At 56.7% G+C, this 20619-nt stretch carries 21 protein-coding genes; 11 read left to right on the top strand and 10 right to left on the bottom strand.

Going from position 1 to position 20619, the window contains the following annotated elements:
* Positions 1 to 612 carry a helix-turn-helix transcriptional regulator gene (locus tag QZQ97_RS21480; protein WP_311995087.1) on the top strand — a complete coding sequence of 204 codons (612 nt, stop codon included), beginning with the start codon at positions 1 to 3 and terminating at the stop codon, positions 610 to 612.
* A gap of 12 nt (positions 613 to 624) precedes the next feature.
* On the opposite strand, the gene ctlX is transcribed toward QZQ97_RS21480, so the two are convergent.
* The gene (gene ctlX, locus QZQ97_RS21485; RefSeq protein WP_311995088.1) at positions 625 to 1551 is read right to left on the bottom strand and encodes a citrulline utilization hydrolase CtlX; all 927 of its coding nucleotides are present in this window, start codon (positions 1549 to 1551) and stop codon (positions 625 to 627) included.
* Between the two features lie 134 nt (positions 1552 to 1685).
* Between ctlX and QZQ97_RS21490 the strand changes: the two genes are divergently transcribed.
* A complete protein-coding gene (locus tag QZQ97_RS21490) occupies positions 1686 to 2108 on the top strand; it encodes an Lrp/AsnC family transcriptional regulator (RefSeq protein WP_311995089.1) in 423 nt (140 codons plus the stop codon).
* Between the two features lie 5 nt (positions 2109 to 2113).
* Here the strand turns inward: QZQ97_RS21490 and QZQ97_RS21495 are convergent, their stop codons facing one another.
* The 7 genes from QZQ97_RS21495 to QZQ97_RS21525 form a co-directional block, all read right to left on the bottom strand.
* Positions 2114 to 3019, bottom strand: coding sequence for an arginase family protein (locus tag QZQ97_RS21495; protein ID WP_311995090.1), 906 nt, complete (start codon positions 3017 to 3019; stop codon positions 2114 to 2116).
* A 70-nt stretch (positions 3020 to 3089) separates the two neighbouring features.
* The gene (locus QZQ97_RS21500; protein ID WP_311995091.1) at positions 3090 to 3380 is read right to left on the bottom strand and encodes a hypothetical protein; all 291 of its coding nucleotides are present in this window, start codon (positions 3378 to 3380) and stop codon (positions 3090 to 3092) included.
* Positions 3381 to 3933: 553 nt separating this feature from the next.
* Positions 3934 to 4527, bottom strand: coding sequence for a PqiC family protein (locus tag QZQ97_RS21505; RefSeq protein WP_311995092.1), 594 nt, complete (start codon positions 4525 to 4527; stop codon positions 3934 to 3936).
* Positions 4524 to 6173, bottom strand: a complete 1650-nt coding sequence (locus QZQ97_RS21510) for a PqiB family protein (protein WP_311995093.1) — start codon at positions 6171 to 6173, stop codon at positions 4524 to 4526. Before QZQ97_RS21510 ends, QZQ97_RS21505 begins: the two co-directional genes overlap by 4 nt.
* Positions 6170 to 6775: a paraquat-inducible protein A gene (locus QZQ97_RS21515; protein WP_311995094.1), complete on the bottom strand. Its 606-nt coding sequence runs from the start codon at positions 6773 to 6775 to the stop codon at positions 6170 to 6172. The genes QZQ97_RS21510 and QZQ97_RS21515 overlap by 4 nt, the downstream gene beginning before the upstream one ends.
* Positions 6768 to 7400 carry a paraquat-inducible protein A gene (locus QZQ97_RS21520; protein WP_311995095.1) on the bottom strand — a complete coding sequence of 211 codons (633 nt, stop codon included), beginning with the start codon at positions 7398 to 7400 and terminating at the stop codon, positions 6768 to 6770. Before QZQ97_RS21520 ends, QZQ97_RS21515 begins: the two co-directional genes overlap by 8 nt.
* A 149-nt stretch (positions 7401 to 7549) precedes the next feature.
* Positions 7550 to 8212, bottom strand: a complete 663-nt coding sequence (locus QZQ97_RS21525) for a DUF3313 domain-containing protein (protein WP_311995096.1) — start codon at positions 8210 to 8212, stop codon at positions 7550 to 7552.
* Positions 8213 to 8473: 261 nt separating this feature from the next.
* Here QZQ97_RS21525 and QZQ97_RS21530 point away from each other — a divergent pair, with 261 nt between their 5' ends.
* Both QZQ97_RS21530 and QZQ97_RS21535 read left to right on the top strand, forming a co-directional pair.
* Positions 8474 to 9100, top strand: coding sequence for a TetR/AcrR family transcriptional regulator (locus QZQ97_RS21530; RefSeq protein ID WP_020439949.1), 627 nt, complete (start codon positions 8474 to 8476; stop codon positions 9098 to 9100).
* Positions 9101 to 9302: 202 nt separating this feature from the next.
* On the top strand, positions 9303 to 10181 hold the full coding sequence (locus QZQ97_RS21535; RefSeq protein WP_311995097.1) for a transcriptional regulator: 879 nt from the start codon (positions 9303 to 9305) through the stop codon (positions 10179 to 10181).
* A 246-nt stretch (positions 10182 to 10427) separates the two neighbouring features.
* On the opposite strand, the gene QZQ97_RS21540 is transcribed toward QZQ97_RS21535, so the two are convergent.
* Positions 10428 to 11627, bottom strand: a complete 1200-nt coding sequence (locus QZQ97_RS21540; RefSeq protein ID WP_311995098.1) for an NAD(P)/FAD-dependent oxidoreductase — start codon at positions 11625 to 11627, stop codon at positions 10428 to 10430.
* 301 nt (positions 11628 to 11928) lie between these two features.
* On the opposite strand from QZQ97_RS21540, the gene pitA reads away from it, so the two are divergent.
* Positions 11929 to 13431 (top strand): inorganic phosphate transporter PitA, encoded by a 1503-nt coding sequence (gene pitA / locus QZQ97_RS21545; protein ID WP_004951543.1) that lies wholly within the window; start codon positions 11929 to 11931, stop codon positions 13429 to 13431.
* A gap of 75 nt (positions 13432 to 13506) precedes the next feature.
* On the opposite strand, the gene uspB is transcribed toward pitA, so the two are convergent.
* Positions 13507 to 13842 (bottom strand): universal stress protein UspB, encoded by a 336-nt coding sequence (uspB, locus tag QZQ97_RS21550; protein WP_311995099.1) that lies wholly within the window; start codon positions 13840 to 13842, stop codon positions 13507 to 13509.
* A gap of 299 nt (positions 13843 to 14141) precedes the next feature.
* Between uspB and QZQ97_RS21555 the strand changes: the two genes are divergently transcribed.
* The 6 genes from QZQ97_RS21555 (at position 14142) to QZQ97_RS21580 (ending at position 20619) form a co-directional block, all read left to right on the top strand.
* Entirely contained in the window at positions 14142 to 14432 is a 291-nt protein-coding gene (locus QZQ97_RS21555) for a hypothetical protein (protein ID WP_311995100.1), read from the top strand.
* Positions 14433 to 14460: 28 nt separating this feature from the next.
* Complete coding sequence (gene uspA / locus QZQ97_RS21560; protein WP_004951550.1) at positions 14461 to 14907, top strand: universal stress protein UspA; 447 nt, start codon at positions 14461 to 14463, stop codon at positions 14905 to 14907.
* Positions 14908 to 15229: 322 nt separating this feature from the next.
* On the top strand, positions 15230 to 16573 hold the full coding sequence (gene gdhA / locus QZQ97_RS21565; RefSeq protein ID WP_311995101.1) for an NADP-specific glutamate dehydrogenase: 1344 nt from the start codon (positions 15230 to 15232) through the stop codon (positions 16571 to 16573).
* A 339-nt stretch (positions 16574 to 16912) separates the two neighbouring features.
* A complete protein-coding gene (locus QZQ97_RS21570) occupies positions 16913 to 17899 on the top strand; it encodes an autoinducer 2 ABC transporter substrate-binding protein (protein ID WP_065506745.1) in 987 nt (328 codons plus the stop codon).
* 238 nt (positions 17900 to 18137) lie between these two features.
* Positions 18138 to 19637: a sugar ABC transporter ATP-binding protein gene (locus QZQ97_RS21575; RefSeq protein ID WP_311995102.1), complete on the top strand. Its 1500-nt coding sequence runs from the start codon at positions 18138 to 18140 to the stop codon at positions 19635 to 19637.
* The gene (locus QZQ97_RS21580) at positions 19630 to 20619 is read left to right on the top strand and encodes an ABC transporter permease (RefSeq protein WP_311995103.1); all 990 of its coding nucleotides are present in this window, start codon (positions 19630 to 19632) and stop codon (positions 20617 to 20619) included. The genes QZQ97_RS21575 and QZQ97_RS21580 overlap by 8 nt, the downstream gene beginning before the upstream one ends.

A 20619-nucleotide genomic window follows, 5' to 3' on the forward strand; every position in this document is an offset into this window, starting at 1 on the left:
ATGCTTAATATCCGGTTCACCCTGCTGGGCAGCGATAACTTTTATCAACAGGGGTTACGGCAGCTGCTGGAAGAGTATCTGCATGACCTGAATCACAGCCGCCGCGGGCATCTGCACGAGCTGCGCAACCTGGAGCCTGTCGAGATCGTGTTCCGCACACTGGAAGACCAATGCGGCTGCGCCAGTTGCTACCAAAGCCCATACCAGACACCGCGCCATCGGCAAATGATCGTGCTGATCCTTGACGATCGCGACACCCGTTATCTGCACGCCCACCCGGCGTTGTTCAGCATTAACCGGCGCGACGACGCCGCTACCGTCCGCAACAAACTGCAGATGGCGCTGGAACGCTTTTGCCGGCAACCCTGGGTAGCGCTGCACGCCAGCGCCATCTGGAAATGCCGGCAGTGCCGCATCGCCGCCCTGAGCAGTTGCGAAAAGAAAGTGCTGAAGCTGATGAGCACCGGCATGTCCGCTTGCACTATCGCCGGGATGCTGCACCGCAGCCAGAAGACCATCAGTGCCCACAAGCGTTCGGCGATGCGTAAATTGAATGTGCGCAAAAATACCGAGCTGAACAAAATGCTGCTCAATCAGATGGGGCTGAACTGAAAGGGAGCGGGATCAGGCCAGCTCGCGTTTCTTTGGCAGAAAGATCTCCGCCAGCATGCAGCGTGCGCCACCGCCGCCGAGATCTTCGATAATGTCGAGCTTCCCCAGCGCCAGCCGGGCGTAGCCGCCAATCAGCGCCTGCTGCGGCGGCGTAAAACTGGCCCAGGCGCGGGTCGACATGGCGTAAACCGGGCTGCCGTCTTTGGCGCGCAGTTCCAGCACGTTGCAGGCGAACGCCTCCATCTGGGCGTAGCTGACGTCAATCAGGGTTTTGCCGCTCCCTTGCAGCCTGGCGATCAGCGCGCTCTTTTGTTCCGGATTGCGCAGGCTTTCCAGGCAGAGAACGGCGTAGCGCGCGCCGACGCTCATCATCACGTTGGTGTGATAAATCGGCTGATTATGGCGATCTACGGCGTCGAACCAGAGGATTTCGTAGCCGGAATGGCGCTCAAATTCGCGTCCCACCTCCGGCGAACTGCGTGACGACAGGCAGGCATAAGCCAACTTGTTGGAGTGATCCAGGATCAGCGAACCTGTGCCCTCCAGAAAGCGCCCGGCCCGTTCGTGGGCCGAAAGATCGATACGCCGTTCAATCACGAAATCATTGGCGAGCTGCGCGATAATATCCTGGCGGCGTTCTCGTCGCCGGTTTTCCGCCTCCATCGGGAAAGTGAACAGGCTGCCGTCGTCCAGCAGCGCAATCCAGTTATTCGGGAATAATGCGTCCGGCGTTTCCTGCCCGGCGATATCATCCATCACCGTCACGTCGACACCGGCCTGCTGCAAGGCGTCAACGTAGCCGTTAAAGGCGATTAATGCCCCGGCCGCGTGATGTTCATGATGCTGCATGGCCTTCTGAAAGAAATTGCTGTGCTGGGTCTGTATATTCGCGGCAAAGCCGGAAGGCCGGATCATCAAAACGGATTGGGTGGTTTGCATGATATTTCTCACAGGGATCGGGGGAATAACGCGACCCTATTATGGAAAATCAATGTGACACCAGGCAGTGTAAAAAATGACTAAATTGCTCTATATTTTTACAAATCGCCACCACCAGCCGACACTTTGCCACCATGAATGATACCGATCGCCACATCCTCGCGCTGCTGCGCGAAAACGCCCGCAGCTCGGTGACCGAGATAGCCCATAAGGTCCGGGTTTCGCGCGCTACGGTGCAAAAAAGAATTGAGGCGCTGGAAGCGCAAGGGATCATTACCGGCTACACCATCCGCGTGAAACCGGGCGTGGAACATAACCGCATTCGCGCCTGGATGTGCGTGGCGGTGGAAGGCACCAAGGCGCAAAGCGTGTTGCAACAGCTGCGCGGCGAACCGGCGGTGTTCACCCTGCACACCACCAACGGCAAGTGGGACATTCTGCTGGAGATCCGCACCGACAGCCTGGAGAGTTTCGATAAAATACTGGGGCGTATCCGGCGCATCGCCGGTATTTCCAACACCGAAACCAGCATCCAACTGTCGACGCACAAGGCATAACGCCGTCAGCGGGAGTGGAACATCCCCTCCAGCATTTCCACTATCAGCGCCGCGTACCGGCCGTCGGGATCGAGCTCGGGATCGAATACCGACAGCGTCATGCCGCAGCACAACGGGTTTTGCAGCAACCGCGCCACGATATTTTCCAGCCAGAGGCGATCGATACCGGGGCTACCGGGGGAATCCACCGCCGGCATGATGGTTTGGTCGAGCACGTCCACATCCAGATGCAGCCAAAAGCGCCATTCCGGCTCGGTGGCCAGCATCTGTTCGATCTGCCGCACAATCTCCGCTTTGCCCATCCGGTTGGCGGCGAAGACGTCAATGCGCGCAATTGCCGTTTGATTGATATCCGGCCAGGCAAAATCCGCGTCCCGGCACTCACGCTCGCCCAGCTGTAAAACCTGCCGTTCCGGCACCAGCGGCCCTGTTACGCCAGGCCATTCGGTCAGCAACGGTTCCCCGCGCCCGGTCGCCAACGCCAAATCCATCCCTGCCACCGCGCCCAACATTTGCTGCGGATCGTAGTTGCCGGGATGACGGAAATCGCTGTGTCCGTCGATGTGTACCAGCGAAAGCGGCCCCGCACGGCGCGAACCGGCCAGCGCCCCCAGCAGAATCGAGCAGTCGCCGCCGACCACCAGCGGGAACTCGCCACGCGCCTGCACCGCAGCAATCTCTGCGGCCAACGCGATATTGAAGGCGCGGATCGCATGACCATTTCGTATGCGGGTGCCGGGCTGCGCAGCCGGCGAATAAGTCGGCTGCGGCAACTCGGTGACGGCCCCCGCTCCCAACCTTTGCGCCAAACCCTGTGCCATCAACGCCTGCGGCGCTCGCCAGGTTCCGGGAACATGGCCCGGCCGCAAAGGGCTCAGCCCCAGATTGGTAGGTGCAAGAATAATATGCATGGTGAATACCCCGGATAAACCCTCTAAAAATCAGCTTAGTCTATCCGGCTGCACCGGGCCTGAGTTTTGCCTACGGCTGCCGCGTATCGACGTCAAAATGCAGGAACGCCAGCTGAACCACCCGGTCAATCGTATGTTCACTCTGATTATTGAGGTGCAGATAATGCTGTAAATGCAGTAAATCAGCGATAAACGCGGCAATGCCGAGCTCGGGTTCAACGATGCCGGCTTGTTGCATAAACGGCAGAAGTTGCTGTGCGGCTTTCGCCGCCCGAATAAGGTTATCGCCGCTGTTTGCCTGGAACGGTTGTTCGGCGAAGGTGGCGATCAGGGTATTCAATTCAGGAAGCGCAGTTTTCATGATTACGCCCTACGGAGGTGGATTATCAGCGTGATTCGCGCCGCCTGCAGCTCTGAGGCGGCGATGTAAATCAGGGTCAATGTCTTCGATAATCACCACGCTCGTAGCGATAAGCGCTATCTCTGTCGTATTGCGATGGGCCATATTGCGCTCCCTCGTAATGCGAGCGGTTATGATGGCTATGTTTCCCGAGGGAAATACAGCCGCTTAATAAAAACGCCGCGGCGATACAGCTCAGAACAAGCATTTTCTTCATTTTCTTTCCCCAGGTATCAACGGTAAAAGGTATTAAAAAGCGGTGGCCCCATCAGTGCCGGCCACCGGCTTATCCAAGACAATTCACTACCAACCTATGGACAGGCAGCCGCTCAGTAAAAACACTGAAGCGATACCGCAGCTCAGTAAAACCCACTTTTTCATAGTTTCTCCCATGACATCAGCTCAGGTGAACGTATCACCACATAACAGTACCGTACGGTTTAGTTTTGCATTGATTTTATCCAGCTGTCAAGACAATGTCTCTGTCGCCCTGATTCGCGAAGTTGTCCTGCGGTCAGGGTATGCAGCGACCCCGATCGTCCACCACCCAATGCCGCGCCGTGGCGGCAATCCGCCCTGCAAGATTGCCGATAACCTGCTGCTGCCCCAGCAACATCGCCGTGTAGCCCGGCTGGACGGCCTGCGTCAGGCGGCTGCGGCACACCAGCCTTCGCCCCGCTACGTTCAGGCTCCAACCGGCGTCTAACTCGACGGCTCGTCCCGGCCAGGCGTCAAAACGCCGTATCTCAAGCTGTATTCTCACCGTGGGGCTCTCCCCGGCTTTAGCCAGCCCGGCAACGTCTTGCGTGCCGAGACGCTGCACCAGCTCGGCGGAAAGCGCGGTACGGACCTCATCGCCAAGCGGGCTGAGCCAGCGCTCATTTTCCAGCACCAGCGCGCCACTCTGCCCCTGACGCACCACCAGTTGCGGCAGGTCAATCTGCGGCGGAATGCCGACCGGCAGTACGGCAATCAGAAAGGGCGCAGGCTGCACCGGCGGCGGATCCGCTGTCGGCGCCACCAGCGTGTGGTAATGCACCGACGGCGACGAGCAGGCGGTCAGCGAAACCATAAGCATCAAAAAACAGAGCCGCGACGGTGAAATCATTTTTTCGAACCTTGCTGGGAAAAGTCATGGCTGCCTGGATTGGGCAGAGGGGGATCGTCAGGGCGGCCTTGCAACAGCGACTCGGGGTGGCGGTCAAGCTGGTCAGCCAGGTTGCGCACCGCGCGCAGGGCGCGCAGCGCTTCCTGCAAGGACTGGCTAAACGTCAGCATCAGCGGCGAATCTTCCGCCAGCAGGTCCTGTGCGGTCTGCGCCGTTTGGCTCATTTGCCTGAGCAGTTGGTTCGCCGCCGGCAACGTCTGGCCATTGACCTGTTTAAGGCTGTTATCCACCCCGGCCAGCGTGGCGTTCAGGTTCTGCGCAATCGACACCAGCGGCATTTTATCCACCTTGCTGACGATACTGGCGACCTGCTCCTGCAACCGGTCGAAACCGCCGTTGATGGTTGGCAGCATCAGCGGGCGGGCATGAATATCAAACGGCACTCTGGCGGCATTGGATACAAAATCCAGCGAGATATAAAGCTGCCCGGTGAGCAGGTTGCTCGGCGTGGCCTGGGCGCGCAGGCCGTGCTCCACCAGATCGCGGGTAAAGGCCGCTGTCTCTTGCTCCAGCCCCTGGGTTTGCTTCGGCAGCTTGCTCAACACGTTGCCAAGCCGGTTCGGGTAAACCTCGATACCGACCACCGACGGAAAGCGATAACCCTGGGGGCTGTAATCCAGATCGACCGAGACTACCCGGCCAATCTTGATGCTGGAGAACTCGACCGCCGCGCCGACTTCCAGACCGTGCAATGAACGCTCAAAGCGCAACTTGAACCGTATCGGCGGGCCATCGGGAGCCGCCAGAGCGGATTCCTGATCTTTGGCCAGCACGTATTCGCCCTTCGGCCCGACGGGGGAAGCCCCTGAAGCGCTTTCCGGCGTGGCGAAGGCGATGCCGCCCACCATGATGGCGGCGACCGTTTGCGTTCTGAGCCGGAATCCGTTGGCCCCCACCGACACGTCCAGGCCGCTGGCGTTCCAGAAACGTGAGTTCGGCGTCACGAAGCGATCGTAAGGCGCATCGATAAAGATTTGCAGGCTGACGCTCTTGCTGTCGGCGTTAAGCTGATAGGACGCGATCCGCCCTACCGGCACCCGTCGGTAATAGACCGGCGAGCCGATATCCAGCGAGCCCAAGTCGTCTGTCTGCACCACAAAGCGCGAACCCGGCATGTTGTTGATGATGGCCGGCGGCGATTCAAGCCCGGTGAAGGCGCTGCGGGTGCGGGCCGAGCTTCCTTTGTCCACGCCGATGTACGCCCCCGACAGCAGGGTATCGATGCCGGTGACGCCACCAATACCGACGCGCGGGCGCACCACCCAAAACCGGGTGTCGGCACGGGCCAGATTCTCCGCGCTTTCGTTGAGGCTGACCGTCACCAGCACCTGCGAGTCGTCGCCACGCAGCTGGATGTCTTTGACGATGCCGACCGTCACGTCTTTATATTTCACCGCCGTTTTGCCCGGCTCCAGACCGGTGGCGGTCTGGAAGGCAATGGCGATCTCCGGGCCGGCCGCGAGCCAGGCATGCAGCAGCATCGAAGCGCCGATCAGCAGCGCAATGACCGGCACCAGCCAGATCGGCGATGGCCAGCGGCGACGGCTCACCCCAGGCTCACCGGGTTGTTGTGGAATCGGGTTCACTTATCGTCACCTTCCCAGATCAGGCGGGGGTCATAAGCCATGGCGGACAACATGGTCAGGATGACCACCAGGCCGAAAAACAGGATGCCGCTGCGGGGTTCCGCCGCGCTCAGCGTTTGGAACTGCACCAACGCCGACACGACGCCCACCACCACCACGTCCAGCATCGACCAATAACCTATCCCTTCGGTCAGCCGGTAGAGCCTTGCTCTTTCGCCCATCGCCCAGGTACTGCGGCGCCGGGAAGCGAGCAGCAGCAGGCCAAGGCTCAGAAATTTCATGCAGGGGATCACCACGCTGGCGACAAAGATCACCAGCGCGACACCATAAGAGCCGGCACGCCAGAAATCGATCACGCCGGCCAGGATGGTACTTTCACTGTCCTTGCCGAACAGACGAGTGGACATCACCGGCAGAAGGTTGGCGGGGATATACAAAATTACGGCGGCAATCAGCAACGCCCAGGGACGAGCCAGGCCACCGGGCCGCCGGCCATGCAACCGGGTACGACAACGCGGACAGCGGGAAAGACTGCGGCACGCCAGCCCGCAGAGCGGGCAGCCCACCACGTTAATTTGCCGGGCATAGAGTGGCCTATTCATGATCTGCCGCCCCCTCATCCGGTGCTACCGGCACCCGTTCCCACAATGGTTGAAGATCCTGGCTGCCGATGATGACAATCAGCAACATCAGGGCCGCCATCGCCCAACAGCCCGGGCCTGCTACCACCTGCAAAAAACCGGACAGTTTGATGGCCGCCACCAGAAAACCCACCATGCCAACCTCCACCCGGCTCCAGGGCCGCAGCCATTTCAACAGCCTGACCGCACTGATAAAACCCGGTGCGCAACGGCCCGCATGGGCAAACATCAGTACCCAACCGAAGAGCGCAATTTGCAGAAAAGGCGCCACAATCAATAAAAACACCATGCAAACCGCCAGCGGCAGCGTGACACCCTGAGCCAGCGCCACGGCGGCCTGCCAGACGGTGGCGACATTCTGTACCGCATGAAAGCTGACGCCGATCACCGGGAAAACGTTGGCCACGACAAAAACGATGATTGCGGTCAGCGCCAGCGCCAACATTCGTTCGGTGTTGATCTGCCCAGCGCGATAGAGCGTGGCGCGGCAACGCAGGCAGCGCGCTTCGTCGCCCGCCGTGAGTAGCCGGTAGCGATAGACGCTGTCGCAGTGCCGACACACCACCATATTGGGTAAGATTTTCATCAGGTTAATGGGAGCGATGTTCCTGGCAAGATGTTGAGAGCGGATAACCGGCGTGTGCCGGCTACCCACCTCATTTTTTATTATCAGGCGGTGTTTGCCCGCCTGTTTTCCCCTGGGTGTTGACTGACTTTTTCCACGCTTCACACTCTTTACTTCAGGATCCCGGCCAGTTCTTCGGCGGCCTTATCGATCCCCACCTCGGCGGCGCTCAACGAGCCGATGCTGGCGCCGACGTTCATGGCGTTCGGGTATTGCCTGGCGACGTAAGCGTTGAGCAGACGCTGGGTCGAGGCGTCATAGACCTCGACGGCGTAATTGACCGATCCGTTGAGCATCCCTTCTTTGCCGCGAAGGGATTGCACGATGTTGTATGGCCCGCCCGCCAGATCAAACTTGGTGAAGGTGCCGACAACCGGCGTGGTGGTCTCTGCCCCGGTCAGCGTCAGTTTCAGGCGAAGCGCATCGGGTGCCGGGCTGCTGACCTCACGAAAACGGGGGCGCAGCGCTTCGCTGAATTTGCTGTGCATATAGTCTGCCAGCGCCTTGCGATCTTCCTGCGAGACCTCGCCAAACTGGTTGTCCGCGCCCTGATAAATGACAACCGGCTCAATGATGATGTTGGTGTATTTTTTCCACTCCACCGGGGTGGAATAGCGGTAAGGAATACGGTCGGATTGATCGTCAGTGTTAGGCTTTAACTGTGACGATGAATCAATACTGGCGTAACGCACCGGCGGCGTTCCGGCGCAGCCGACCAGCGCGATGGCAAGTGCCAGCATTGCCGGACGAGAAACCTTGAGGTATGCGAACATTTAGGTGATCCTGTAAAAGAAAATGCCACCAATATCGGTCAGAACGTGCTGTTTCAGCGACGATATTTGCCCGCTGCGTACGCCCGAGTATGCGGCCTTGACGGCCCGTACAGCACTGTACCTGGCGGGGTAAACAGACATGAAAATGGATGAAAAACCGCCAAAACAAAACTGTACAGTTGAGTTTTGCATTGATATTCTTCGCTTGTCAAGAAGATGTCTTTTTTTGTGCGATTTCCCGGTTAGCTTGCAGGAGAGATGATGAAAGTACGGACCAACGCACGCCGCGATGCCATCGTTGAAGAGGCGGCACTGCTGTTCCAGGAGATGGGCTATGAGCGTGCATCGATGAATGAACTGGCGAAACGAGTCGGCGGCTCCAAAGCGACGCTGTACGGGTATTTTCCTTCCAAGGAGGAGTTGTTTACCGCCGTTGTTCGCCAGCACGCCACTCAGCATCTGTCCGAAGCCGCCACCGAGTTGATGAATGAAAAACGGGGCAAGGAGACGCTGGAGCAGACGCTGACGCGCTTCGGCGAACAGATGCTGCTGGTGCTGACCAACGACAACAGCGCAATGGCGGTTTACCGCATGGTGGTCGCCGAGGCCGGGCATTCTGATATCGGCACGCTGTTTTACGAGGCCGGCCCGCGCGAGAGCGTCGAAAAACTGTCGGTACTGATGTCCGCCGCCATGGATCGCCAGGAACTGCGGCTGGCCGATCCTTACCTCAAGGCAACCCAGTTCCTTTCACTGCTTACCGCCGAGATCGACATGCGGGTATTCCAGCGCGAATTGCAGCCGATCAGCCTGCCGCGCATTCGCGAGATGGTCAGCAACGCGGTGAGCATGTTCCTGGGCGGGGCGGCATTTAAAAAGGGCGTTTGACGGGCAGGTTAACTGGCTTTAGTGCCTCTGTGCGGCAAACGTCCGGGACGGTATCTTGCGTCACTGAAGAGTGATAAGTCGCCGGGAATTTGCTGCACTGGAATCATCCTCTGTTATTTATAAATCATGCACTTTTCGTTTGGCTGTCGTTTGGTTGCGTAACATTACATTGTTGTTTTCGGCAATAAATGTAAAAAAATACATGAAAAACGCTATTTTTGGTTGGGAACCGACAACGCCGGAAGCCTACAGGGAGGCCTATTTTCTCTTTGGGGGCAGTGTATGTACTCATCCTGACGTGATTGAATTCTTAAGTCAGCGGCTTGTTTTCCCTGAGTTTTACAGTTACAAAAGGAAAGGTTCGGTTATATCTGCAGCCTTTTCTCTAAAGGGTAACATTTCACTTAAGGTGAGTGGATATCCCTTTTTTTTCGATGACATTATCATTCCGATTAAAAAAGGCAGCGGTAAGATTGTTATGCCTTTTAAAACCAAACAGTTATCTTCTTATCATAAAGGCGATTTTTACAACTGCATTCATTGGGAAAGGTTAAAAAGAAAGACATGCCGGGTCAAAGATGATTTTTCCAAAAAAACGTATAAGAAAAGACTAGCGGAATTTAATAAATTCATCAGCAGCGGTGGGCAATGCTTGTCAATTGACCATTTTTCCGATAAGGATCTATCTGATATTTACATCTCGCTTTTCAAAAAAAGATGGGGGGATACATTAGAGTGTTATTCTGAGGAAGTCCTGTTGGATGTCTTTAGTAAATTACGCCACCTGCTATTTGGTTATGTATTGTTAATAAATGGCAAGCCTTGTGCTTACGACCTGGTATTTAAAGCAGAATGCAGGGAGTGGATTTTCTTTGATTGTCATAATGGCGGCGTTGACCAAACCTATGCAAGCCTCAGCGTAGGAAGTGTTCTGATGTATATGAACATCAAGTTGGCAAAAGAATTATGCAATCAAAAAGGCGTAAAGATGATTTACTCTTTAGGCATGGATAATCCGAGGTGGAATTATAAAAAGCAGTGGTGTGAAATAGTCGCTCTGGGTCGAACCTTGATGCTCTAAAATCATTCGCTGGCTAAAACCTTCTGATCCCCCGAGCCTGACAGCATCGTCCCGAATCCATGCGCCTGTCGCAAAACGCCGCGCCCGGCGATGCTATCGCGATCGAGCGGACCGATTGTCACCGTCTCGATGAGTGTGACCCCAGAAGTTCGTGTCAGCGATGACTTCACGGGGGTAATGGATGCTCCGCCCCCCTCATTCACGGCATGATGCCAATACCTTCCGGCTACGGAGCAACGATCTGCCTTACTGCCCCCGCGCCGCCAGCGCCTGAGCGCAAGCCCAGGCCGAGCTCCAGGCCCACTGGAAGTTGTAACCGCCCAGCCACCCTGTCACATCCACCACTTCGCCGATAAAGTACAGGCCGGGCACTTTGCCGGCTTCCATCGTTTTGGATGACAGCTCTTTGGTATCCACGCCCCCGAGCGTTACTTCCGCCGTGCGATAACCTTCGGTGCCGTTCGGCTGCACGCGCCAATTCTGCAAGGTTTCGACCAGCGCGGCCTGTTGCGTGGGGTTCAGTTGCTTTAGCGTGGCTTCCGGCAATTGCCCCAGCGTCTGCAGGCACTCCACCAGGCGTTTTGGCAGGTGCAGCGCCAGGGTGTTTTTCAGGCTTTGGTTGGGGTGCGCCTGGCGTTGCTCATTAAGGAAGCCCGCCAGATCGAGTGCAGGAAGTAAGTTAACGCTCACAAACTCACCAGGCTGCCAGTAGCTGGAAAGCTGCAATACCGCCGGGCCAGAAAGGCCACGGTGGGTGAAAAGCAGGCTTTCGCGGAAGCTGACGCCGTTTTCGGCGGTGATCACCGCCGGCACCGAGACGCCGGACAACGTTTGCAGGTGTTCCAGCAGCGGTTTATGCAGGGTAAACGGCACCAGCGCGGCGCGGGTCGGCAGCACCTTCAGGCCAAACTGTTCCGCCAGCTTGTAGCCGAACGGCGAAGCGCCCAGCCCCGGCATGGAAAGCCCACCGCTGGCCACCACAAGTGAGCGAGCGCTCACTTTCTCGCCATTAAGCGCCAGTTCGAAACCGGCTTCGGTTTTTTCCACGCCCAGCACTTCACTGCGCAGGCGCGTCGTCACCTGGCCCAACTCGCACTCTTTAACCAGCAGCTCGACCACCTGCTGCGCCGAGTCATCGCAAAACAGTTGCCCCAGCGTTTTCTCGTGATAGGCGATGCCGTAGCGGTTAATCAGATCGATAAAATCCCACTGGGTATAGCGCGCCAGCGCCGATTTACAGAAATGCGGGTTGTTCGACAGGTAGGCGGCCGGTTCGGTGTACATATTAGTAAAGTTACAGCGTCCGCCGCCGGACATCAGGATTTTGCGCCCCGGTTTTTTGCCGTTATCGAGCAGCAGCACCCGGCAACCGAGTTGCCCTGCCTGTGCGGCGCAAAACATGCCCGCTGCGCCCGCACCTATTACCACGACATCAAACTGTTCCACCTGCGCCTCTCTGAATAAAAACCACAATCGCGACAAAAGGCCGCCATATTACGCCGAATCGCTACCGGTAACCGACAACTTTACGGCGGCAGATTGTAAAGCCATGCCGCCGCCAGCGCCATAGTAAGAAAATATTACAGCGCGCTTATCAACATAAGGTTCTGATATTTCATACCTTTGTCATACCAATGACATCGTTTCGCCATGTTCAAATCAAAAAAACGTCATATTTTCCTTTTCCCCGGCCCCGGTTGTCACTGATAATGCGCGGCGTTCATGTCCACAAACTGGCGTAACGCTTATGCTGCATTTGTTCGCTGGCCTGGATTTCCATACCGGCCTGATGTTAATTCTCGCATTGTTGTTCGTGTTGTTTTATGAAGCCATCAACGGCTTTCATGATACGGCCAATGCGGTCGCTACAGTAATCTATACCCGTGCCATGCGCTCGCAACTTGCGGTCGTGATGGCGGGCTTGTTCAACTTTCTTGGCGTTATGCTCGGTGGTTTGAGTGTTGCTTACGCCATTGTTCACCTGTTGCCTACCGATCTGTTGTTGAACGTCAGTTCAGCGCACGGATTAGCCATGGTCTTCTCCATGCTGCTGGCGGCGATTATCTGGAACCTCGGCACCTGGTATTTCGGTCTGCCGGCCTCCAGCTCCCACACGCTGATTGGCGCAATTATCGGTGTTGGTTTAACCAATGCACTGATGACTCACACCTCGGTGGTGGATGCGCTTAACGTCCCGAAAATGATCGGTATTTTCCTGTCATTGCTCATCTCGCCGCTGGTCGGCATGATGGTCGCCGGGCTGATGGTGTTTGCCTTGCGCCGCTATTGGAGCGGCAACAAGAAACGCCAGCGTATCCACATGACCCCCGCGGAACGTGAAAAGGTCGACGGCAAACGCAAGCCGCCGTTCTGGACCCGTATCGCACTGATCCTGTCGGCTATCGGCGTCAGCTTCTCGCACGGCGCCAACGACGGCCAGAAAGGCATCGGCCTTATCATGCTGGTGCTGATCGGCGTTGCGCCGGCCGGCTTCGTGGTCAATATGAATGCAACCGGTTATGACATCACCCGTACGCGTGATGCCGTGACCCACCTGCAACAATATTACCAGCAGCACGGCGATGCCCTGTCACACGTGGTGTCTCTGACGCCGCTGGTGCCAAGCCCGGAAGACGAGGTTTCGCCGAATAAGCCGACCGAGTTCCATTGCGACAGTTCCCGCGCCATGCCGGCGATTGAGCTGACGCAGGGCCTGCTGAACAACCTGCAAAGTTACGATCAACTGACGGTAGAACAGCGCAGCCATCTGCGCCGCCTGCTGATGTGCGTAACGGATACCGCAGACAAGGTCGCCAAACTGCCGGAAACCTCCGCCGCGGACCAGCGTTTCCTGAAGAACCTGCGTCAGGATCTGCTGCAAACCGTTGAGTATGCACCGCTGTGGATCATCGTTGCGGTTGCTCTGGCGTTGTCACTCGGCACCATGGTTGGCTGGAAGCGCGTTGCCACCACTATCGGCGAGAAAATCGGTAAGAAGGGCATGACCTACGCTCAGGGCGTGTCGGCTCAGATGACCGCGGCCTTGTCGATCGGCGTGGCCAGCTACACCGGTATGCCGGTTTCCACCACCCACGTGCTCTCATCGGCGGTTGCCGGGACGATGATCGTGGATGGCGGCGGCGTGCAAAGTAAAACCGTGAAGAACATCCTGTTGGCCTGGTTACTGACCCTGCCGATTTCGATTCTGCTTTCCGGTTCACTGTACTGGCTGGCGCTTAAGGTTATCTAAGCAGCTTGTTCCATGAAAAAGGCGGCCCGATGTGGCCGCCTTTTTTTTGCCCGTAGCAAGGGAAACCGCCCGGTTTCAATACCAGATCATCAGCGCCAGCAGGCTGATGACCACCAGCCCGCACAGGGCGGAAGTCAGCATGAACTGCCCGCGCACCCGCTCACAACGGCGGATAAACTCCGGGTCGTGATGCTCGACGTAGCGCTGCGAGAAGATATAACGCACCAACCGCAGCTGTTTGCTCGGTTGACCGTGGGCAGTAAAGAAACCGCCGCCGTCGACGTATTGGTACAACAGCGGATCGCAGCCGCGCAACACCACCAGCAGCGCACGCAGAGAAGAGTAATACCGCACCATGTTTACCACACACACCACACACAAAGCCCAAAACAGCGCGACGGTACTGATCATGATTGCCCCCTCAAGGCGTTGTTATCCACGGCTCTCCGCCGGGTCCAACTGCCCTACCTCGATACCCATTACTGCGGGAGCCTACCGCTCCGATCCCCTTTTTACCGCTCGGGCCGCGCATACCCCACAGCCTCTGAAACAGGCCGTCGCCAGGCAAGGTACCTGCAGCGCGGTCTGACTCTGAGGAGAAAGGGTGAGGCCCATATTCATTATTGTAGGTGAATGAAACGCAAACTGGCCTGAGCAGTAGATAAAATTTACCGAAACCTGCCTATTTGTCATCCATCGATGGGTTATAAGTGATAACCGCCCTGCCCGCCATTCCCGGTATTTTCCACGGGCAGAGGGGCGTTTGGGACTATACTCTGTTTAAGAATGCTTATGTTTCAAGCGGTCAAACCGCCAATAACCCCAGTAATGATAGGATTTTCAACCCGGCGGGTGTAAAACTGACGGGGGTAGAGATGAAGAGATTTTTTGATGCAGCACACTGTGATCGCCCCAACATATCATTGTGTTATCTGAATGATAAAATGCAGGTAAACCTAAAGCGCCAGGCTGGTACGCTGAAATGCCTGCCAACCCATTAATCGGCATTATATGGAAAGGAGTATTCTCATGGCTTACAAACACATTCTGATTGCGGTAGACCTGTCCCCGGAAAGCAAAATTCTGGTGGAGAAAGCCGTATCTATGGCGCGGCCGTACAACGCCAAAGTTTCCCTGATCCACGTAGATGTTAACTATTCCGACCTGTATACCGGCCTGATCGACGTTAATCTCGGCGATATGCAAAAGCGTATCTCTGAGGAAACCCACCACGCACTGACCGAGCTTTCGCAAAATGCCGGTTACCCGATTACCGAAACCCTGAGCGGCAGCGGCGATTTGGCGCAGGTGCTGGTCGATGCCATCAAGAAATACGATATGGACCTGGTGCTGTGCGGTCACCACCAGGATTTCTGGAGCAAGCTGATGTCCTCTGCGCGCCAGCTGATCAACACCGTGCATATCGATATGCTGATCGTGCCGCTGCGTGACGAAGAAGACAGCGCCGAAGATTAAGTAAGCGCTCGCAAACGTAGCTCGCCAACGCCCGCCTCCTGCGGGCGTTTTTCGTTCTGCCGCCATCATTAATCGCTTGTTAATCAACCGCCCTCCAGTGATATAGTCGCTAAAGACACAACATCATCCCCCAGGCTTTATTCATACCAATATTTATAAAAATAATGGGGGAAATTAATAGTATTACCCTATGAATTTCGGGCTGTAGCCAGGCAGCCAGCTCGCGGCTCCCCAGGCGCTTACTTAGGTAAGTAACTGGGGAACCGCGAGCTCAGCTAACAAGGCTACAGCTTGAAAGGCGACGGGTATAAAGGAGCTATCCATGGAAAATGCTTTATCGGTAGAGTCGTTTTTGTCCTCGCTACAACGCCACAATCCCCACCAACCTGAATATTTGCAGGCGGTAAGAGAAGTGTTCACCTCACTGTGGCCGTTTATCGAACGCAACCCGCGCTATCGCGAACACGCGTTGCTGGAGCGGTTGGTGGAGCCGGAGCGTGCCATCCAGTTCCGCGTCAGTTGGGTGGACGATCGCGGCCAGGTGCAGGTTAACCGCGCCTGGCGCGTGCAGTTCAATTCCGCCATCGGGCCGTATAAAGGCGGCATGCGTTTTCATCCGTCGGTGAATTTATCGATTCTGAAATTCCTCGGCTTCGAGCAGACCTTCAAAAATGCGCTGACCACCTTACCCATGGGCGGCGGTAAAGGCGGATCGGACTTCGATCCTAAGGGCAAAAGCCAGGCGGAGATCATGCGTTTCTGCCAGTCGCTGATGACGGAACTGTACCGCCATCTTGGCCCGGATACCGATGTGCCCGCCGGGGATATCGGTGTTGGCGGCCGTGAAGTCGGCTTTATGACCGGCATGATGAAAAAACTGTCCAACAACACCGCCTGCGTATTTACCGGCAAAGGGCTGTCGTTCGGCGGCAGTCTGATCCGGCCCGAGGCCACCGGTTATGGGCTGGTCTATTTCACCGACGCCATGCTGCAACGCCACGGGCTGGGCTTTGAGGGGATGCGGGTCGCCGTTTCAGGTTCAGGCAATGTGGCGCAGTACGCCATCGAGAAGGCGTTGGAACTGGACGCGCGCGTGATCACCGCGTCCGACTCGGGCGGTACCGTGGTCGATGAGGCCGGTTTCACCACCGAGAAACTGGCCCATCTGGCGGAAATCAAGAATCAGCGTTATGGCCGGGTGGAAGACTACGCCCGTGAGCGCGGCCTGGTCTACCTGGCCGGCCAGCAGCCGTGGAGCGTGCCGGTGGATATCGCCCTGCCGTGCGCGACCCAAAACGAACTGGATCTGGAAGCCGCACAGTTGCTGATCCGCAACGGGGTCAAAGCCGTGGCTGAGGGCGCCAATATGCCCACCACCATTCAGGCTACCGATGCGTTCCTGGACGCCGGCGTACTGTTTGCCCCAGGCAAGGCCGCCAACGCCGGCGGCGTGGCCACTTCCGGGCTGGAGATGGCGCAGAATGCCGCGCGCATCAGCTGGCGGGCAGAAAAAGTGGATGTACGTTTGCAACATATCATGGCAGATATTCATCAAGCCTGCGTCGAATACGGCGGTGAAGGGAAACAAACTCACTATGTGCATGGCGCCAATATCGCCGGATTCGTCAAGGTTGCCGACGCCATGCTGGCACAGGGTGTGCTGTAACCCGTCCTTAAGGTGATCTTGCTCACACATCCGTTAAATGCTTCAATGCCGGCTCTCCTGCCGGCATTTTTACCCCCCAAAAACGGCGTTCCCATCTTTAATTGGTTACATTTATGTAAATCAATATGGTTTATTTTGTTAAATTAATGATGATTTTTCGTAGTAATATTACCACCGAAAGATTATTAAACATTTAATTAACATTAAAACCGTCATAATTTTACCTCAATGTGCGTGGATCACATTTCCCCAACTTCGGTTACGCCCCCTCTTCCATTCCTTTGTAATCTGCACTGGTGGAAAAACAGCCACCCCTACAGATAAAAAAGGTACAGCGAAATGAAATTTAACCTCGCATTATTAAATGCATGTGTGGTTTCTGCGTGCATGTTATCGACAACACCTGCTTTTGCCGCTGAAAAGTACGAGATCGCCGTGGTCGCCAAAGTGACCGGCATTCCCTGGTTCAACCGTATGGAAGTGGGCGTAAACGACGCAGCCAAGAAGCTCGACGTCAACGCTTACCAAACCGGGCCTTCCACGCCAGACCCGGCCGCACAGGTCAAAGTGATTGAAGACCTGATCGCCAAAAACGTTAACGCCATCATCGTGGTGCCTAACGACGCCAAGGTGCTGGAACCGGTGCTGAAAAAAGCGCGCGAGAAAGGCATCGTGGTACTGACCCATGAATCCCCGGATCAGCAGATCGGCCAGTGGGACATCGAAACCATCGACAGCGAGAAGTATGCGCAGGCCAACGTTGATGAGCTGGCGAAAGACATGGGCGGCAAAGGCGGCTACGCCATTTACGTCGGCTCGCTGACCGTGCCGCTGCACAACGCCTGGGCCGATTCCGCCATCAAGTACCAAAAAGCGAAATACCCGGATATGTTCGAAGTCACTTCACGCCTGCCGGTGGCGGAAAGTATCGATAAATCCTACGCCACCACGCTGGATTTGATGAAAACCTATCCGCAGATGAAAGGCATTATCGGTTTTGGTTCCCTTGGCCCGATCGGTGCCGGCCAGGCGGTCGCCAAGAAGCGCGCCAAGGACAAAATCGCCGTGGTGGGTATCGCCATGCCGGCGCAGGCTGCTCCTTACCTGATGCGCGGCGATATCAAGAAAGCGCTGCTGTGGGATCCGAAAGACGCCGGCTATGCGCTGGTGACGGTGGCCGACCAATTGTTGCAGGGCAAGGAAGTGACCAAAGATTTGTCGATCGAAGGGCTGGGTAAAGCCGACGTCGATATGGATAAAAAAGTGATTCGGTTTAATAAAATTCTTGAAGTCACCAAAGATAATGCCAAATCGCTAGGTTTTTAACCTTAATTAATATTCGCCACACCGGGAAAGTTATTCAATAACGTCGGCGCGCAACCCACCGCGCACCGAATTTCAGCCACTATTATTATATACCCTATAGCTTTCAACTTGCAGCTAGGCGGCCAGCTTGCTCATCCCCAGGCACTTACTAAAGTCAAGTAACTGGGGTGCGCAAGTACAGATAACAACGCTGCAACTTGAAAGATGACGGGTATAAAAACCTGCACGGGTTAACGCTATGGCAGCATCCACCGCATTTATTACCCTGGAGAATATCAGTAAACGATTCCCAGGCGTGCTGGCACTGGACCAGATCAACCTGACGCTAAATATTGGCGAAGTGCATTGTCTGGCCGGACAAAATGGCTGCGGCAAAAGCACCATTATCAAAATTATTTCCGGCGTTTATCAGCCGGAAAAAGGCGCCAATATTTCGCTGGAAGGCAAACTTTTTCATTCCCTGACGCCGCAGCTCTCCGGCTATTACGGTATTCAGGTGATTTATCAGGATCTGTCGTTATTCCCCAATCTGACGGTGGCGGAAAATATCGCCATTCATCGCTATCTGCCCGGCGGCCATTTCTGGGTGCGCAAGCAGGTGATGCGCCAGACGGCGCTGGACGCCATGGCGCGTGTCGGGGTGCATATCGATCCCGATAAAAAAGTCGAAAAACTGTCGATTGCCGATCGCCAACTGGTGGCAATTTGCCGCGCCATTGCCGCCGAAGCACGGCTGGTGATTATGGACGAGCCTACCGCATCGCTGACGCGTCAAGAGGTCAACGGCCTGCTGCGGGTGGTCAACGAGCTGAAAGCGGCGGGCATTTGCGTGGTGTTTGTCAGCCATCGCCTGGATGAGGTGATGGAAGTCGCCGACCGTATCAGCGTAATGCGCGACGGCAAGCTGGTCGGCACCTACCCGGCAAGCCAGCTCGACAGCCACGAACTGGCGTTCCTGATGACGGGCCAACGCTTCCACTACAGCCAGCTGCCGGCACGCCCGCCAGCCGATACCGCCCCGCTGCTCGAGGTCTGCCACCTCAGCCGGCGCGGCAAATACCAGGACATCAATCTTTCACTGCGCGGCGGCGAAATAGTCTCGATCGTCGGGCTGCTCGGCGCAGGCCGCACCGAGCTGTGCCTCAGCTTGTTCGGCATGACGCGCCCCGACAGCGGTGAAATCAAAATCGACGGCCAACCGGTGCAACTGCACAACAACCGCGACGCGGTGCGCCACGGCATCGGCTACGTATCGGAAGATCGTCTGACCCAGGGGTTGATCATGGAGCAGTCGATCTACGACAACACCATCGTCACGGTGTTTGATCAACTGCATACCCCGCTTGGGTTGCTGGATCACGCCAAGGCGACCGAGCTGGTCAACCGGCTGATCCGTGACCTGAACATCAAGGTGTCCGACAGCGCTTTACCGGTCAAAACCCTGTCCGGAGGCAACGCTCAGCGTATCGCCATCGCCAAGTGGGTCGCGACCCGGCCGAAGATCCTGATCCTCGACTCGCCCACCGTCGGGGTAGATATCGCCAACAAAGAGGGGATCTACCAGATCGCCAAAGATCTGGCCGAGCTCGGCATGGCGGTGTTGATGATCTGCGACGAGATCCCGGAAGCCTATTACAACAGCCATCGGGTGATGGTGATGCGCAAAGGCGAACTGATCGCCGAGTTTTCGCCGCACCACAGTACCGAACAACAGATCGCCGAGGTGGTGAATGGATAAATCATTATTGGCCCGCCTGGCCGGCCGGCACGAGTTTTACCTGGGCCTGCTGGTGTTGCTGCTGGCCATTGGCCTGAGCGCCGGCACCAGCGAATTCCTGACGCTCGGCAACCTGACCGACGTCGCCACCAGCTACGCCATTCTCGGCATTCTCGCCTGCGGCCTGTTCGTGGTGCTGATTGCCGGTGGCATCGACATTTCGTTCCCGGCGATCACCGCCATCGCCCAATACGTGATGGCTACCTGGGTTATCCAGCACGGCGGCGGCTTCCCTTTGGCATTCGTGCTGGCGATGGGCGTCGGCCTGTTGCTCGGGCTGGTAAACGGTTTTCTGGTGTACTGGCTGAAGGTGCCGGCCATTATCATCACCATCGCCACCCTGAACCTGTTCTACGGCCTGCTGGTGTACGCCACCAACGGCACCTGGCTGTACGGGTTCCCGGACTGGTTTATGGACGGCATCAACTGGTTCTCGTTCCAGGGCGCCGATGGCTACGACTACGGCCTGACGCTGCCGCTGCTGTGCCTGCTGGGGGTAGTGATCGTCACCGGCGTGCTGATGAACTTCACCCGCCTCGGCCGCCAGATCTTCGCCATGGGCGGCAACCGCGATGCGGCGTCGCGCCTGGGGTTGAACCTGCTGCGACTGCACTTCTACGTTTATGGCTACATGGGCATTCTGGCCGGTATCGCTGCGGTGGTTCAGGCGCAAATCACCCAGTCGGTAGCGCCCAACTCGCTGCTCGGCTTTGAGCTGACGGTGCTGGCGGCGGTGGTGCTCGGCGGCACCAGCATGACCGGCGGCCGCGGATCGCTGACCGGCACGCTGCTTGGCGTCGTATTGCTGGCATTCCTGCAAAACGGCCTGACGCTGCTCAGCGTATCGGCTTACTGGCACCAGGTGTTCAGCGGCGCGATCATTCTGATCAGCATCAGCAGCACCGCCTGGAATGAAAAACGCAAGCTGGCCAAGGAGCTATGA

Origin of the sequence: Serratia sp. root2, from assembly GCF_031931805.1 — a bacterium.
GTDB classification, from domain to species: Bacteria; Pseudomonadota; Gammaproteobacteria; order Enterobacterales; family Enterobacteriaceae; genus Serratia; species Serratia inhibens.